Source organism: Rahnella bonaserana, from assembly GCF_019049675.1.
Lineage (GTDB): Bacteria > Pseudomonadota > Gammaproteobacteria > Enterobacterales > Enterobacteriaceae > Rahnella > Rahnella bonaserana.
The window spans coordinates 22,070-39,374 of record NZ_JAFMOW010000067.1 but is presented as its reverse complement, the minus strand read 5'-3'; the positions used below and the strand labels follow the sequence as shown (position 1 = coordinate 39,374).

General features: G+C 52.3%; 12 protein-coding genes. 9 read left to right on the top strand and 3 right to left on the bottom strand.

Annotated features, from left to right (window positions below; translation table 11 throughout):
• Window positions 1-46 precede the first annotated feature (46 nt).
• Together ampD and ampE are read left to right on the top strand one after the other, a co-directional pair.
• Window positions 47-619, top strand: coding sequence for a 1,6-anhydro-N-acetylmuramyl-L-alanine amidase AmpD (gene ampD / locus J1778_RS19725; protein ID WP_217174607.1), 573 nt, complete (start codon window positions 47-49; stop codon window positions 617-619).
• A gap of 61 nt (window positions 620-680) precedes the next feature.
• On the top strand, window positions 681-1,535 hold the full coding sequence (gene ampE, locus J1778_RS19720) for a beta-lactamase regulator AmpE (protein ID WP_217174606.1): 855 nt from the start codon (window positions 681-683) through the stop codon (window positions 1,533-1,535).
• Window positions 1,536-1,607: 72 nt separating this feature from the next.
• Here ampE and J1778_RS19715 read toward each other — a convergent pair whose 3' ends face one another.
• The 3 genes from J1778_RS19715 to aroP all read right to left on the bottom strand — a co-directional run bounded on the left by J1778_RS19715 (window position 1,608) and on the right by aroP (window position 5,601).
• Window positions 1,608-2,582, bottom strand: a complete 975-nt coding sequence (locus J1778_RS19715; RefSeq protein WP_217174605.1) for a glycoside hydrolase family 43 protein — start codon at window positions 2,580-2,582, stop codon at window positions 1,608-1,610.
• Window positions 2,575-4,017 carry a glycoside-pentoside-hexuronide (GPH):cation symporter gene (locus J1778_RS19710; RefSeq protein ID WP_217174604.1) on the bottom strand — a complete coding sequence of 481 codons (1,443 nt, stop codon included), beginning with the start codon at window positions 4,015-4,017 and terminating at the stop codon, window positions 2,575-2,577. The genes J1778_RS19715 and J1778_RS19710 overlap by 8 nt, the downstream gene beginning before the upstream one ends.
• A 213-nt stretch (window positions 4,018-4,230) precedes the next feature.
• On the bottom strand, window positions 4,231-5,601 hold the full coding sequence (aroP, locus tag J1778_RS19705) for an aromatic amino acid transporter AroP (protein WP_217174603.1): 1,371 nt from the start codon (window positions 5,599-5,601) through the stop codon (window positions 4,231-4,233).
• Between the two features lie 428 nt (window positions 5,602-6,029).
• Between aroP and pdhR the strand changes: the two genes are divergently transcribed.
• The 7 genes from pdhR to J1778_RS19670 all read left to right on the top strand — a co-directional run bounded on the left by pdhR (window position 6,030) and on the right by J1778_RS19670 (window position 17,299).
• On the top strand, window positions 6,030-6,800 hold the full coding sequence (pdhR, locus tag J1778_RS19700; protein ID WP_112286925.1) for a pyruvate dehydrogenase complex transcriptional repressor PdhR: 771 nt from the start codon (window positions 6,030-6,032) through the stop codon (window positions 6,798-6,800).
• A 162-nt stretch (window positions 6,801-6,962) separates the two neighbouring features.
• Window positions 6,963-9,626 (top strand): pyruvate dehydrogenase (acetyl-transferring), homodimeric type, encoded by a 2,664-nt coding sequence (gene aceE / locus J1778_RS19695; RefSeq protein WP_112286924.1) that lies wholly within the window; start codon window positions 6,963-6,965, stop codon window positions 9,624-9,626.
• A gap of 13 nt (window positions 9,627-9,639) precedes the next feature.
• Window positions 9,640-11,547 carry a pyruvate dehydrogenase complex dihydrolipoyllysine-residue acetyltransferase gene (aceF, locus tag J1778_RS19690; RefSeq protein WP_217174602.1) on the top strand — a complete coding sequence of 636 codons (1,908 nt, stop codon included), beginning with the start codon at window positions 9,640-9,642 and terminating at the stop codon, window positions 11,545-11,547.
• A gap of 212 nt (window positions 11,548-11,759) precedes the next feature.
• Window positions 11,760-13,184, top strand: coding sequence for a dihydrolipoyl dehydrogenase (gene lpdA / locus J1778_RS19685; RefSeq protein WP_165353190.1), 1,425 nt, complete (start codon window positions 11,760-11,762; stop codon window positions 13,182-13,184).
• Between the two features lie 258 nt (window positions 13,185-13,442).
• The gene (locus J1778_RS19680) at window positions 13,443-13,967 is read left to right on the top strand and encodes a fimbrial protein (RefSeq protein WP_217174601.1); all 525 of its coding nucleotides are present in this window, start codon (window positions 13,443-13,445) and stop codon (window positions 13,965-13,967) included.
• A gap of 96 nt (window positions 13,968-14,063) precedes the next feature.
• Window positions 14,064-14,777 (top strand): fimbrial biogenesis chaperone, encoded by a 714-nt coding sequence (locus J1778_RS19675; protein ID WP_217174600.1) that lies wholly within the window; start codon window positions 14,064-14,066, stop codon window positions 14,775-14,777.
• A gap of 8 nt (window positions 14,778-14,785) precedes the next feature.
• Window positions 14,786-17,299: a fimbria/pilus outer membrane usher protein gene (locus tag J1778_RS19670; protein WP_217174599.1), complete on the top strand. Its 2,514-nt coding sequence runs from the start codon at window positions 14,786-14,788 to the stop codon at window positions 17,297-17,299.
• The last annotated feature ends 6 nt before the right edge of the window (window positions 17,300-17,305 follow it).

The following is a 17,305-nucleotide window of genomic DNA, read 5'->3' as shown; positions in this document are numbered from 1 at the left end:
CTGTTGCTGTGATAAGTACCACACAAGCACATCATTGAGGTCTTTGATGCACTTAGAACAAGGCTGGATAGCCGAAGCCCAGCGGGTCGTTTCTCCCCATTTTGATCTCCGTCCTGACGATGAAATCCCCTCGTTGCTGGTTATCCACAACATCAGTTTGCCGCCCGGAAAATTCGGTGGTCCTTATATTGATCAATTGTTTACCGGTACGCTGAACCCGCAGGACGACCCTTATTTTGAAGGCATCCATCAACTGCGTGTAGCTGCACATTGCCTGATCCGCCGCGATGGCGAAATTGTTCAATATGTTCCTTTTGATAAACGAGCCTGGCATGCGGGTGTCTCCAGCTGGCAGGGGCGTGAACGCTGTAATGATTTCTCCATTGGCATCGAGCTGGAAGGCACGGATTTTGAGCCTTTTACGGACGTGCAATATCGCAGTCTGGCCGCTGTTACTGAGTTGTTAATCAAGCACTATCCCATTAATCTTGATGCCATTACCGGACACAGTGATATTGCTCCGGGGCGTAAGACCGATCCCGGCCCTGAATTTGACTGGGCATTTTATCGCAAGCTGATAGCCCTGCCGGTAGGGCAGAATAGTGCTTCTGACCAGTGAGTTATCGCGGTCTCTGGTGCGTGTTTTAAGCCTGTGATGTGTTGAGAGAGAGTGACAATCGATGACGTTATTTACTTTGCTGCTGGTGCTGGCTTGGGAACGGCTGTTCAAACTGGGTGAACACTGGCAGCTGGACCATCGGTTCGAGGTGATATTCCGCCGCGGGCGGCAGACTTCCTTAGTGAAAACGCTGGCTATCATGGTTATCTGGATGGCAGTGATCTGGGTCGTCCTGCGAGCGCTGCAGGGGATATTCTTTGGCGTACCCACGCTGATTTTGTGGGTGATTTTATGTCTGCTGTGCATTGGCGCGGGCATTAAACGTAAGCATTATCGCGCTTATCTTAAATCAGCCCGTCAGGGGGATGCTGATGCCTGCAAGGAAATGGCCGAAGAGCTCGCACTGATCCACGGTCTGCCAACGGATTGCACGGAAGAAGCCCGTTTGCGGGAACTGCAAAATGCGCTGTTATGGATTAACTACCGCTACTATCTCGGCCCTTTATTCTGGTTTGTGGTGTGCGGTCCTTTCGGACCGGTAGCATTAGGTGGATACGCAGTTTTACGCGGTTATCAGACCTGGCTGGCGCGCCATATGCCGCCTTTAAAACGTGCTCAGTCCGGCGTTGATGCCTTGTTGCATATTCTGGACTGGATCCCGGTTCGTCTGGCTGGTGTGGCATATGCCTTACTGGGGCATGGTGAGAAGGCTCTGCCGGCCTGGTTCGCTTCACTGGGTGATATTCACTCGTCGCAGTATCAGGTGTTAACACGTCTGGCGCAGTTCTCACTGGCTCGTGATCCGCATACCGATCCGGTACAGACGCCGCGTGCCGCGGTGAGTCTGGCACGTAAAGTGACAATGATTATTCTGGTCGTTGTAGCGCTTCTGACGATTTACGGTACTTTGATTTAATTCTTTTTTCTGAAAAAGAAAGCGCAATAAAAAAGCCCGGTACATTTCTGTGTCCGGGCTTTTTGCTTTTCGTCAGTGCTGCTTTTGGAAGGTAAGCTGACGGTTATCGGCGGCCGGCTCGCCGAAGTCTGGCATGCCGTTTTCATCCCAGCGGAAGGTTTTGATGCGCGTATGCCTGTTCGGGTCATACAGCGGATCACCTTCGATTTCCGTGTAATTTCGGGCGTGATATACCAGAACATCTTCGCCCTGTTCGTTGCGGGTAAAGCTGTTGTGGCCGGGACCGAACTGTTTGTTCTGTGCCTGAGTGGTGAACACCGGATGCTGTGATTTGTGCCAGCTCGCCGGATCCATCAGGTTGCTGTTGAGATCCGCCCAAAGCAAACCGATACAGTAATTTTCGTCGGTGGCGCTGGCGGAATAGGTGATGAAAATTTTATCACCATGTGTAATGACAGCAGGACCTTCATTGACCCAAAAACCGATGATTTCCCAGTCCAGTTCCGGTTTGCTGACCATGACTGGCGGTGATTTCAGCGTCCACGGGTCTTCCATTTCAGCCAGATACAGATTCGAGTTTCCACGAATTGCCGGGTCTTTCTGCGCCCAAAGATAATAACTTTTGCCCTGATGCTCAAAGTGCGTGGCATCGAGGGAGAAACTGTCGATCGGCGTCTGGATCCGGCCTTTCTCCTGCCATTTCCCCGTGAGCGGATCTGCATCTTCGCAAACCAGCGCATACATACGATGCTGGAATAATCCGTCCACAATCTCCTGCGATGGCGCAGCGGCGTAATAGATGACCCATTTTCCGTCGATGAAATGCAGCTCCGGTGCCCAGATCAGCGCGCTCATCGGGCCCGTTCGAGGTTTATACCAGACGACGGACGCTGGCGCGTCGGCAAGGCCGGTCAGCGTTGGCGAGCGGCGGATCTCCAGCCTGTCGTATTCAGGAACCGACGCAATAAAGTAATAATTTCCGTCGCTGTGCAGCCAGATATGCGGGTCTGCGCGTTGCTCAATCAGCGGATTAGGGTAATTACTCATGTTTCAGCTCCTTGCTGTTCAGTGGGACGCTGGGGATATCCGCGTCCTGTGCATTTTTCGCGTTGTGATATTCATTCAGTTCGCGGTAATTACGGCGGCGAATTTCGAGATCAGCCTGAATGGTACGCATGGTTTCGCGATCCACTTTCAGTAAGCGCACAACACCGGCAGTAATCAGATAACCCACGCCCGGAATGATAGTGAACAGCAGCATAATCCCGTTGATCGCGTGATCACTTTGCTGTGTTGCTCCGGCATTGTAGCCATAAGCTGACAACAGGAATCCGACCATCGCACCGGCTACCGCCAGCCCGCATTTGAGGAAGAACAGGTTGCCGGAGAAGCTGATGCCGGTCACGCGTTTACCTGTTTTCCATTCGCCGTAATCATCCACATCGGCCATCAGTGACCAGTGCAGCGGGGAAGGGAGCTGGTGCATGATGTTCAGGATGAAGTACGCCACAAGAATCAGCGTTGTCGCGTGCGGATCAAGGAAATAGAAGCCGCAGGAGAAAATGGTCAGGATAATGTTGGCCCAGAAGAACACTTTCAGTTTGCAGTATTTATCGGTCAGTGGTTTTGCCAGCGCGCTGCCGATCATCATGCCGACTACGCCAAGGCTGATGAACATACTGGCGAACGAGGTGGATTTTTCCATGACCCATGTGACGTAATACATGGTGGCTGCCATACGGATGAAACCCGGGCACACGTTGCAGAACGTCAGCAGCAGGATGCGTACCCACTGGTCGTTTTTCCATACATCTTTCAGGTCAGACTTTAAGGCATGTTTAGAAGGTACTGCCGGCTGGATACGTTCTTTCACTGAGCTGAAGCAGAACAGGAACATAAACAGCGCGATAATCGCCATTACGCCCATCGACATCTGGTAGCCCTTGGCCTTGTCCGCGCCGCCAAAAAAGTCTGCCATTGGCAGAAGCGTTGATGACAGGATAAGTGTCGCAATCCCCACCATAAAGAAGCGGTAAGACTGGCAGGCCACGCGTTCGTGCGGATCGGCAGTAATAACCCCACCGAGCGAGCAATAAGGAATGTTTATGGCGGTGTAAGTCAGGGACATCAGGAAGTAAGTTACAAAAGCATAGATAACCTTGCTGTTGTAGCTCCATTCCGGCGTGGTGAACATCAGCACGCTGAACAGAACATAAGGCACCGAAACCCATAACAAATACGGGCGGAACCGTCCCCAGCGGGTGGTCGTTCTGTCGGCAATCGCACCCATGATCGGGTCGGTAACCGCGTCAATGACGCGCACAGAAAGCAGTAAAACGCCGACCAGCGCCGGGGCTAATCCGAATACGTCCGTATAAAAATAATTAAGAAACAACATGATGGCGCCGCCAATCATATTGCAGCCCGCATCCCCCATGCCGTACGCCACTTTCTCTTTGAACGACAGCGCGCCTTCCTTCATGGATGTTCTCTCCGGATAGATGTCAAAAGGACAGTTGTTAAAAAACTGTGTGATAGCCCAGAGTATTGGCTTAGAAAGGCAATAAGAGTCAGGAGTTAAGAGTCATGAAGATGGACGATTTGGTCATCTCAGAAAAAGTGTGACCTGTATAACAGGACGCCCCGGCAAGTGACTTAACCGGGGCGTCTGAGGATTTTAAATGATTACTCTTGCTTAAGCGTTAACGGATTTCCCGCTTTGCTGATTCTTGATCCAGTAACCAATGCCCAGAACCACCAGCCAGACAGGGATCAGCCATACGGAGATCGCCATGCCAGGAGTGATCGCCATGATCACCAGAATCGCCGCCATAAAGAGCAGGCAGATGTAGTTACCCACCGGATACAGCAGCGCTTTGAACTTAGGTTCCACGCCTTCACGACGCTTCGCCTGACGGAATTTAATGTGTGCCAGGCTGATCATCGCCCAGTTGATCACCAGTGCAGAAACCACCAGCGCCATCAGCAGACCAAATGCTTCGGCTGGCATTAGATAGTTAATCAAAACGCACAGCGCTGTGGTGGCAGCAGAGACAAGAATAGACGTTACCGGCACGCCGCGTTTGTCCACTTTCATCAGGGATTTCGGTGCGTTGCCTTGCTGCGCCAGACCAAACAACATGCGGCTGTTGCAGTAAACACAGCTGTTGTAGACCGACAGCGCGGCAGTCAGGATCACCACGTTCAGTGCGTTGGCGACCAGTGCATCACCCAGTTCATGGAAGATCAGGACGAACGGGCTGGTGTCCGGCCCGACGCGGGTCCACGGCATCAGGGAAAGCAGCACGGCCAGTGAGCCCACATAGAAAATCAGGATGCGGTAGATAACCTGGTTGGTCGCTTTAGGAATGCTGACTTCAGGATTATCAGCTTCTGCCGCTGTAATCCCTACCAGCTCAAGGCCACCGAACGAGAACATGATGATTGCCATCATCATCACCAGCCCGGTCATACCATGCGGCAGGAATCCGCCTTGCTCCCACAGGTTACGTACTGTCGCCTGAGGACCGGCAGTATCGCTGAACAGCAACCAGCCACCGAACAGGATCATCGCGACTACCGCAACCACTTTGATGATCGCGAACCAGAATTCCATCTCACCGAAGACTTTAACGTTAGTGAGGTTGATGGCGTTGATCAGCACGAAGAAGGCCGCAGCAGAAACCCAGGTAGGAATTTCCGGCCACCAGAATTGAATATATTTACCCACTGCGGTCAGTTCTGCCATCGCCACCAGCACGTACAGAACCCAGTAGTTCCAGCCGGAAGCAAAACCCGCAAATCCACCCCAGTATTTGTAAGCAAAGTGGCTGAATGAGCCTGCAACCGGCTCTTCAACAACCATCTCACCTAACTGGCGCATAATTAAAAAGGCAATAAAACCTGCAATGGCGTAGCCAAGAATAATCCCCGGCCCCGCGGACTGAATGACGGAAGCGCTGCCCAGAAACAGCCCTGTACCGACGGCCCCACCTAGTGCAATCAGCTGAATATGGCGGTTTTTGAGGCCGCGCTTTAGCTCATCGCCTTGTTGTTGATCAACCATTTACCTGTCCTCTGTCATTGGGGCAAAACCCATAACATTCTGTGTGTTAGAGAGAATGTAAGGCGATAATTACACTTTTTGTATCTAATTATTTACGGCTGGATTGTACCTAAAAAGCAGGATCATCTACCGTTCGGGCAAGAATAATGTTATGCGCAAAAGTTTGCACGGGGTTTATGCATCATCTGCATAACAAATAGCCAAATTGACTGTAAATTTGTTCAGGATCCATAAAATGTGAGCTGAGGCTGGGTAAAAAAGATAAATGATAAAAATTTGTTAAATTGTGCGGGGTCGACGCATTTACTGGGTAGCCATATGGACACAAGGTGAATACTTTGTTACTTTACGGCCACGTTTTTTAAATTGGTATTACCAATTGACTCCGGCAACTTACAGAGTCGCTACTCGCAGAGAACAGCACATATATGGCTTACAGCAAAATCCGACAGCCTAAGTTATCCGATGTGATCGAGCAGCAACTTGAGTTCCTGATCCTCGAAGGCACCTTGAGACCCGGGGAAAAGCTTCCGCCAGAGCGCGAACTGGCCAAACAATTTGATGTATCGCGACCTTCTCTCAGAGAGGCAATCCAAAGCCTGGAAGGGAAGGGGCTACTCCTGCGCCGTCAGGGTGGTGGCACTTTCGTACAAAGTAACTTGTGGCAAAGCGTGAGTGACCCGCTGGCTGAGTTACTGGCCGACCATCCTGAATCACAATTCGATCTCCTTGAAACACGCCATGCCCTTGAAGGGATCGCTGCGTATTACGCGGCGCTTCGTGGCACAGAGGAAGATTTGCAGCGCATTCGCGATTGTCACGTGGTCATACAGACTGCACAAGACAGCGGAGACCTGGACGCAGAAGCCGACGCGGTAATGCAGTATCAGGTTGCTGTAACAGAAGCAGCGCATAATGTCGTGCTGCTGCATCTGGTTCGCTGTATGGGACCGATGCTCGAGAAAAATGTTCGACAGAACTTTGAATTGCTTTACTCCCGCCGCGAAATGCTGGCGATGGTAAGCAACCACCGCGCCAGTATTTTCGAGGCGATTGTTGCACGGGAACCAGAAAAAGCGCGTGCCGCATCTCACCGTCACCTGGCGTTCATTGAAGAAGTTTTGCTGGATCTCAGCAGGGAACACACCCGGCGGGATCGGTCTTTACGACGGCTCCAGCAACGAAAAGATGAAAGTTAACCCACGAGGTTAATTTTTAGAGCCTTCATTTGAGGGTTCACGGCAACTACATGACGGGCCTGTCTTCGTGTGCTTTCTCATCACGAAGACCGTTTTAGAAAGAGCGCAGGAAGACAGGCTCCAGATAAACCAACGTATTAGATACAGATAAGGAAAAGCACCATGTCAGAACGTGTAAATAATGACGTGGATCCGATCGAAACTCGCGACTGGCTACAAGCGATCGAATCGGTCATCCGTGAAGAAGGTGTTGAGCGTGCACAGTTCCTGATCGACCAGGTTCTTAGTGAAGCGCGTAAGGGCGGCGTGAGCGTCGCTGCTGGTGCTGCCAGCCGTAACTACGTCAATACCATCGCTGTTGAAGACGAACCTGAATACCCGGGTAACCTGGAGCTGGAACGTAACATTCGTACCGCTATCCGCTGGAACGCCATCATGACCGTTCTGCGTGCGTCCAAGAAAGACCTGGAACTCGGCGGCCACATGGCATCCTTCCAGTCTTCTGCGACCGTGTACGAAGTGTGCTTCAACCACTTCTTCCGCGCACGCAACGAAAAAGACGGCGGCGATCTGGTTTACTTCCAGGGCCACATCTCTCCGGGCGTGTATGCGCGTGCTTTCCTTGAAGGCCGCCTGACTGAAGACCAGATGAACAATTTCCGTCAGGAAGTTCACGGTAAAGGTCTGTCGTCTTATCCGCACCCTAAACTGATGCCTGAATTCTGGCAGTTCCCGACGGTATCTATGGGTCTGGGCCCGATCGGTGCCATCTATCAGGCTAAATTCCTGAAATATCTGGAACACCGTGGTCTGAAAGACACTTCCGCACAGCGCGTTTATGCGTTCCTGGGCGACGGTGAAATGGACGAACCAGAATCCAAAGGTGCGATCACCATCGCGACCCGCGAGAAACTGGACAACCTGTGCTTCATCATCAACTGTAACCTGCAGCGTCTTGATGGCCCTGTCACCGGTAACGGCAAAATCATCAACGAACTGGACGGCATCTTCGCAGGCGCTGGCTGGAACGTGATCAAAGTGATCTGGGGCAACCGTTGGGATGAACTGCTGCGTAAAGACACCAGCGGTAAACTGATCCAGTTGATGAACGAAACCGTCGATGGCGACTACCAGACCTTCAAGTCCCGTGACGGTAAGTACGTTCGTGAACACTTCTTCGGCAAATACCCAGAAACCGCTGCGCTGGTCAAAGACATGACCGACGATGAAATCTGGGCGCTGAACCGTGGTGGTCATGATCCGAAGAAAGTCTTCGCTGCACTGAATAAAGCACAGAACACCAAAGGCCAGCCGACGGTTATCCTTGCGCATACCATTAAAGGTTATGGCATGGGCGACGCTGCCGAAGGTAAAAACATTGCTCACCAGGTGAAGAAAATGAACATGGATGGCGTTCGCTATATCCGTGATCGTTTCAGCGTGCCAGTGACCGATGAAAATCTGGAAAAACTGCCGTACATCACTCTGGAAAAAGACTCTGCAGAATACAAATACCTGCATGAGCGTCGTGCTGCGCTGAAAGGCTACCTGCCGACTCGTCTGCCAAACTTCACTCAGAAGCTGGAAATGCCGAAACTGGAAGACTTCTCCCAACTGCTGGAAGAGCAGAAGAAAGAGATTTCTACCACTATCGCTTTCGTGCGTGCCCTGAACGTGATGCTGAAGAACGACTCCATTAAAGACCGTCTGGTGCCGATTATCGCCGACGAAGCGCGTACATTCGGTATGGAAGGTCTGTTCCGTCAGATTGGTATTTACAGCCCGAACGGCCAGCAGTACACCCCGCAGGACCGTGAGCAGGTTGCTTACTATAAAGAAGACGAGAAAGGTCAGATCCTGCAGGAAGGTATCAACGAACTGGGCGCCGCTTCTTCATGGCTTGCTGCAGCGACATCTTACAGCACCAACGATCTGCCAATGATCCCGTTCTACATCTACTACTCCATGTTCGGTTTCCAGCGTATCGGCGACCTGTGCTGGGCAGCGGGTGACCAGCAGGCGCGTGGCTTCCTGATCGGCGGTACTTCAGGTCGTACTACCCTGAACGGCGAAGGTCTGCAACACGAAGATGGTCACAGCCACATTCAGTCTCTCACTATCCCGAACTGTATTTCTTACGATCCGTCTTACGCGTACGAAGTTGCTGTCATCATGCATGACGGTCTGGTTCGTATGTACGGTGAAGCGCAGGAAAACATTTATTACTACATCACCACGCTGAACGAAAACTACCACATGCCAGCCATGCCGGAAGGCGCGGAAGAAGGCATCCGTAAGGGTATCTACAAGCTGGATACGCTGGAAGGCAGCAAAGGTAAAGTGCAGTTGCTGGGCTCCGGTTCTATTCTGCGTCACGTACGTGAAGCGGCTGAGATCCTGTCCAAAGACTACGGTGTGGGTTCTGACGTTTACAGCGTAACGTCCTTCACTGAACTGGCCCGTGATGGTCAGGACTGTGAGCGCTGGAACATGCTGCACCCGACTGAAACCCCACGCGTTCCGTACATCGCCCAGGTGATGAGCGATGCGCCAGCGGTTGCGTCTACCGACTATATGAAACTGTTTGCTGAACAGGTTCGTACTTACGTTCCGGCCAGCGATTATCGCGTACTGGGTACTGACGGCTTCGGTCGTTCAGACAGCCGCGAAAACCTGCGTCACCACTTCGAAGTGGATGCTTCCTACGTTGTGGTTGCTGCGCTGGGTGAATTGGCTAAACGCGGTGAAATCGAAACATCTGTAGTGGCTGAGGCCATTAAGAAATTCGATATCAACCCGGAAAAAGTTAACCCGCGTCTGGCATAAGAGGTAAAGACAGATGGCTATTGAAATTAACGTACCGGACATCGGTGCAGATGCAGTGGAAGTCACCGAAATTATGGTGAAGGTGGGCGATAAGGTTGACGTTGAACAATCGCTGATCACCGTTGAAGGCGATAAAGCTTCTATGGAAGTGCCTTCTCCACAAGCTGGCGTGGTCAAAGAAATTAAAGTTGCGGTCGGCGATACCGTCGAAACCGGCAAACTGATCATGATCTTTGAAGCCGCTGACGGTGCTGCTGATGCAGCACCAGCGAAACAGGAAGCCAAAGCAGAAGCGAATGTTCAAGAGAGCGCTGCTGCTGCCCCTGCTTCCAGCGAAAGCAAAGAAGTGAACGTACCTGATATCGGTGGCGACGAAGTTGAAGTCACTGAAATCATGGTCAAAGTAGGCGACACCGTGACAGCTGAACAATCGCTGATCACCGTAGAAGGCGACAAAGCCTCTATGGAAGTCCCTGCGCCGTTCGCGGGCAAAGTTAAAGAAATCAAAATCGCTGCGGGCGACAAAGTCAGCACCGGTTCTCTGATCATGGTCTTCGAAGTGGCTGGTTCTGGTGCAGCCGCACCTGCCGCTGCTGCAGAAACCAAATCAGATGCGGCACCTGCGGCTCCGGCTCAGTCCGGCAGCAAAGAAGTGAACGTGCCTGATATCGGTGGCGACGAAGTTGAAGTCACTGAAATCATGGTGAAAGTCGGCGACAAAATCAGTGCAGAACAGTCACTGATCACCGTTGAAGGCGACAAAGCCTCAATGGAAGTCCCGGCACCGTTCGCGGGTACCGTGAAAGAAATCAAAATCGCTGCGGGCGACAAAGTCAGCACCGGCTCTCTGATCATGGTCTTCGAAGTAGAAGGCGCTGCGCCTGCTGCTCCTGCGGCTAAGAAAGAAGAAGCGGCTGCTCCTGCGAAACAGGAACAGAAAGCGGCGGCTCCGGCAGCAGCTAAAGCTGAAAGCAAAGGCGAATTTGCAGAGAACGACGCTTACGTTCACGCCACGCCGGTTATCCGTCGTCTGGCCCGTGAGTTCGGCGTTAATCTGGCGAAAGTCAAAGGGACTGGCCGTAAAGGTCGTATCCTGCGCGAAGACGTTCAGACTTACGTGAAAGACGCGGTCAAACGTGCTGAAGCCGCGCCGGCAGCAGCAACGGGTGGCGGTCTGCCAGGCATGCTGCCTTGGCCGAAAGTTGACTTCAGCAAGTTCGGTGAGATTGAAGAAGTCGAACTGGGCCGTATCCAGAAAATCTCTGGTGCGAACCTGAGCCGTAACTGGGTAATGATCCCGCACGTTACGCACTTCGACAAAACCGATATCACTGAGCTGGAAGCGTTCCGTAAACAGCAGAACGATGAAGCCGCTAAACGCAAACTGGACGTGAAATTCACCCCGGTGGTCTTCATCATGAAAGCCGTTGCCGCTGCCCTTGAGCAGATGCCACGCTTCAACAGTTCACTGTCCGAAGATGGTCAGAAACTGACGCTGAAAAAATACATCAACATCGGTGTGGCGGTTGATACGCCAAACGGTCTGGTTGTTCCGGTCTTTAAAGACGTGAACAAGAAAGGCATCGCCGAGTTGTCCCGTGAGCTGATGGCTATCTCCAAGAAAGCCCGTGACGGTAAGCTGACTGCTGGCGAAATGCAGGGCGGTTGCTTCACTATCTCCAGCCTCGGTGGTATCGGGACGACCCACTTCGCGCCAATCGTCAACGCGCCGGAAGTGGCTATCCTCGGTGTTTCCAAGTCTGCTATTGAGCCAGTCTGGAACGGTAAAGAGTTCACACCGCGTCTGATGATGCCAATGTCGCTCTCCTTCGACCACCGCGTCATTGACGGTGCCGATGGTGCGCGCTTCATTACCATCATCAACAACGTGTTGTCTGACATCCGCCGTCTGGTGATGTAAGTGAAAAGCCGGCCAGTCGGCCGGCTTTTTTCTGATAATCTCTTCATGCTGTTTGGGATTTTCGGGCGCTAAGCACAAATCGTATGCCGTTTGTTGTTTCAAATTTGTTAACAATTTTGTAAACTGCGGGCGGATAGAACGACCCGGTGGATGATGGGCGTTGCGACATAAGAATGACGTCAGACCCGCCGGACATAAATTAAGAGGTCATGATGAGTACTGAAATTAAAACTCAGGTCGTGGTACTTGGGGCTGGCCCTGCGGGCTATTCTGCTGCTTTCCGTTGCGCTGATTTAGGTCTTGAAACCGTTCTGGTTGAGCGTTATTCCACTCTCGGTGGCGTGTGCCTGAACGTTGGCTGTATCCCTTCTAAAGCTCTGCTGCACGTCGCGAAAGTGATCTCTGAAGCAAAAGCACTGGCAGAACACGGTATTGTTTTCGGTGAGCCGAAAACTGACATCGACAAGGTTCGTGTCTGGAAAGAAAAAGTCATCAACCAGCTGACCGGTGGTCTGGCAGGTATGGCGAAAGGCCGTAAAGTCAAAGTCGTGAACGGCTTGGGCAAATTTACTGGCGCAAATACTCTGGTTGTTGAAGGCGAAAACGGTCCAACGACCATCACTTTCGACAATGCCATCATTGCGGCGGGTTCCCGTCCAATCAAACTGCCATTCATTCCACATGATGACCCGCGTGTATGGGATTCTACCGATGCGCTGGAACTGAAAACCGTCCCTGAGCGTCTGCTCGTTATGGGTGGCGGCATCATCGGTCTGGAAATGGGCACCGTTTACCACGCGCTGGGTTCTCAGATTGACGTGGTAGAAATGTTCGACCAGGTTATCCCTGCCGCTGATAAAGACGTGGTGAAAGTCTTCACCAAAAAAATCAGCAAGCAATTCAACCTGATGCTGGAAACCAAAGTGACCGCGGTAGAAGCCAAAGAAGACGGCATCTATGTCACGATGGAAGGCAAGAAAGCCCCGGCTGAACCACAGCGTTACGACGCCGTGCTGGTGGCTATCGGCCGTGTTCCTAACGGTAAACTGCTGGAAGCAGGCGCGGCAGGCATTGAAGTTGACGACCGTGGTTTCATCCACGTCGACAAACAAATGCGTACCAACGTGCCACACATCTTTGCCATCGGCGATATCGTCGGTCAGCCAATGCTGGCGCACAAAGGTGTTCACGAAGGCCATGTGGCTGCCGAAGTTATCTCCGGCAAGAAACACTACTTCGATCCGAAAGTCATTCCATCCATTGCCTACACTGAGCCAGAAGTTGCCTGGGTTGGCCTGACTGAGAAAGAAGCGAAAGAAAAAGGCATCAGCTACGAAACCGCCACCTTCCCGTGGGCAGCTTCCGGCCGTGCTATCGCTTCCGATTGTGCAGACGGCATGACCAAACTGATCTTCGACAAAGAATCTCACCGTGTTATCGGTGGTGCGATTGTGGGTACCAACGGCGGCGAGCTGCTGGGCGAAATCGGTCTGGCAATCGAAATGGGTTGTGATGCAGAAGATATCGCGCTGACCATTCATGCTCACCCGACTCTGCATGAGTCCGTGGGTCTGGCAGCAGAAATCTACGAAGGCAGCATTACCGACCTGCCAAACCCGAAAGCGAAGAAAAAGTAATTTCTCCTTTGCTGATAAACGCCTCTCCGGAGGCGTTTTTTTTTCCTTTTGTTTCTGTGTGGCACCCTCCGTGCCGGTTCTCATTTATCTCATTACATCTCATTCATTTATTTTCTGACGCTCAATGTTATCGATAAAATAATGTGAGGGGATGTGATTACCTCAAATATACCTGCTTGTTTAAAGTGAATGTATGTCGCCAGTATTGATAACTCAATCTGGTGAAGTTTGTTTAATTTTAATCTCAGGTATTATTTCATGAATAAGCGTAATTCTTTTATTTTACTTGTCGGCACGGCGTTGTGTTTGAGTCATACCGTAGTACACGCAGCCGATGGCACTATTAATTTCACCGGGCAAATTGTTGCGACGACGTGTGATGTGAATGGCGGAAGTACCGCAGCCATTAATGTGGATTTAGGCACCGTCGCCGCGACCTCATTTACGGCAGCCGGTGACACCTCTTCGCCGACCGCGTTTACGATTTCACTCACCAACTGTCCGACAACCTTCACGGCTGCGGCCGTAAAATTTGATGGTACTGCTGATGCGGTGGATAACCAACTGCTGGAAGTGACCGGTGGTGCAACCGGTGTAGGCATTGAAATTGCGGATAATCAGGGGACGCCAATTCCTCTTTATACGGCCTCACGTTTTTATCCTATTGATGCGACTGCCGAAGCGGTGGATATGAACTTTATCGCCCGCTACAAAAGTACGCAGGCAACCGTAGGCGAAGGTGCGGCGAATGGGACCTCTCAGTTCACTATTAATTATCAATAATAAGAATCAAAAATAATCTCTTTAAACTGGCAAGGATGCCAGAGATTCAGACGCGGATGTCTTTTATTTTTATTGACGGAAATATGAGAGGGATATATGCAGCGTCTTATTATTATTTTATCAGGGATGTTAATTATTCTCTTTTCTGTACCTCCGCTTTATGCGGGTGTGATTACAGAAGCGACACGGGTGATATATCAGGGCAATAAAAAAGAAGCCTCTCTGACCGTCAGTAATCAGGGAACCCAAGCCGAGCCCTTTCTGATCCAATCCTGGGTAGATAATAACGGACCTGACGGGACACAAAAATCCTCCGTTCCTGCACCTTTTGTTGTGACTCCCCCTTTATTCCGGCTGAATGCCGGGGAAGATAACAGCCTGCGGATTATCCGCACAGGTGGCCTGCTGCCGGAGGATCGCGAATCCCTGTTCTGGCTAAATATCAAATCTATCCCACGTGTGCCTGAAAACGCTCCCGCCGGTTTATTGCAAATTGTGGTGAAGACGCGTCTGAAGCTTTTTTTCCGGCCCGCAGCGTTGCTCACACCCGCAGGGCAAAGCGCCTGGCGGCAGTTGCAGTTCTCCCGTCAGGGCTCAAACCTGCGGGTGACCAATCCCACACCTTATTACTTCACATTTTTCAGGCTGAACCTCGGCAGCAATCGTGTGGCGACAGGCAACACTATGGTTCCGCCTTTTGGGGAAGCCCGCTATCCGTGGCCTCAGGGTGCGGTCACTGGCGAAGTCAGCTGGCAGGTCGTCAATGATTATGGTGGCGCCAGCGCAGTGGAAAAAAACCGGCTGCGCTGAGGCATGTTATGAATAAAAATCATGTCGTTACGCATCTTTCATCTTCCCTATTACGGTCATGGCTTGTGGCGGGGGTTGTTTTGGGAGCATGTGAAACACGCGCGGATGACCGCTTTAACGTGCAGGCACTGGAAATAGAACATCCGGGGGCGCCGGTGGATATCTCGCAATTTTCCCGGGCAGGCGGGCAGACACCCGGTGTCTACCGTGTGGATGTGCTGGTAAACAATGTGCCGAAAGGGCGGCAGGATGTCACATTTATTGCCCTGCATGACCAGACGCTTTCTCCACTTTTCACGCCGATCCAGTGGCAAAATCTGGGGCTCAGAACCCGCAGTATTCCGGCATTGCGTGACTGGCCCGTACAAAAACCGGTTGAGGATTTCACGCCGCTCATGCCCGGTGTGGTGAGCCAGTTTGACTTTTCCCGCCAGAAACTCCTGATCACCATCCCTCAGGGATTGCTCGACACGCTGGCAAGGGGCGCGGTCAGCCCGGAATTATGGGATGAGGGAACGCCGGCATTACTGCTTAATTACAACCTCAGCGGTGCCCGCACCTGGCAAAATTCTGGCGGCAGCGATCAGAGCCAGTTTCTGAGTCTGAGAAGTGGTGCTAACTGGGGCGGCTGGCGGCTGCGCAACTACAGCACCTGGCGTTACAGCCGCAACATTGACGGGCAATCGCAGCAGGACTGGGACTCGGCGTACAGTTTCCTCCAGCGCGATGTGCCGGTGCTCAAGGGGCAATTTATCGCCGGAGAAAGTACGACACCTGCGGATATCTTTGACAGCTTTTCGTTTCGTGGTGTACAGCTCTCCTCCGATGACAACATGTTGCCGGACAGCTTACGCGGCTTCGCCCCCGTGATCCGCGGCATTGCCAGAAGCAACGCGCAGGTGACGATCAGGCAAAACGGCATGGTGATCTACCAGACCTATGTACCGCCCGGCGCTTTCAGCATTAACGATTTATACCCGACGTCTGCCTCCGGAGATCTGGATGTGACGGTCAGGGAAAGTAATGGCGAGGAACGCCATTTTACACAGGCATTTTCCGCTATCCCGATAATGCAGCGCGAAGGCCGGTTGAAATATGCCCTGACAATGGGGAAATACCGCACTTATCAGTCCGGTGGGGATGAGCCGGAATTTCTTCAGGGATCGCTGATTTACGGGCTGGGTCATGGCGTGACGCTGTTCGGCGGCAGTCAGCTGGCGCAGAACTATAAAGCGGCGAATGCCGGTGTTGGTAGTATGGTCGGGGATTTTGGATCCCTGTCGCTTGATACCACGCTGGCCCACAGCGAACTGTCGGATAACCGGCGGGAAAAGGGAGTGGCGTACCGGCTGCAATATGCCAAAAGTGTGGCCGCTACCGGCTCAACGCTGTCGCTGGCCGGGATCCGCTTTGCCGGGGATTTTTATCGTTTCAGTGATGCCAGTAACTGGCGACAGGATGAAAGCAACGGCACCTATTACGGCCAGCCACGGGAACAGTATCGCCTTAACCTGACCCAGATGATTAACAACGGGCAGGGAGGATCGCTTTCCCTTTCCTGGTATCAGCAAAATTACCGTGAGTCGCAAATTAATCAGCGCAGTCTTGGGATCAGTTACAACGTCAATATTGCCAGTATCGATTACGCCTTATCGCTATCAGATAACCGTACTTACGGCACTGAGAGCGATAAACAGATCGCCTTTAATGTCAGTATTCCCCTGGCGCGCTGGCTGCCAAATGCCTGGGCCACGGCTAACGTCAACAGCGCGAGCCACGGACCGACGCTTTATCAGACCGGTATCAACGGTATGCTGCTTGAGGATAACAATCTCTCTTATGCCGTCAGTGAAGGCTATGGCACTCACGGGCAGGGAAACAGCGGCAGCGCCAGCCTGAATTATCTGGGCAGCGCCGCTCAGCTCAGCGGGGGCTACAACTACAATCAGGACACTCATCAGGTCAATTACGGCTGGCAGGGCGCGGTTGTGGGCCATCCCTTCGGTGTCACTTTCGCGCAGCCTCTTGCCAGCGATCTCTCCGCCATTGCCATTGTCCGCGCGCCGGGGGCGGCGGGAGTGAAATTGCAAAACAATACCGGTGTGTATACCGACTGGCGCGGCTACGCGGTGGTGAATTATCTCAGCCCTTATAAGCGAACCCGCGTGGCGCTGGATACCACATCGCTTAATGAGAACGTGGATATTGACGACAACATCCTTTCTGTTGTTCCCACTGCCGGTGCTGTTGTTATGGCGTCCTTTACTACCCGCTCAGGCAGCCGGTTATTACTCAATCTTACCTATCACGGGCAGCCTGTGCCTTTCGGTGCAGAAGCCTCGGTCGTGGGCGATGAGCAGAACCGCGCCATTGTCGGAGACAACGGGCAACTCTATCTCAGCGGCTTGCCGGAGCAGGGTGTAGTGCGGGTGACGTGGCGCGGGGGACAGTGCGAAGCACCGTTTACATTATCCGGTACACAGAAAGTGGCGGTCTCACAGGCCACCAGCGTATGTCGATGAGGCATT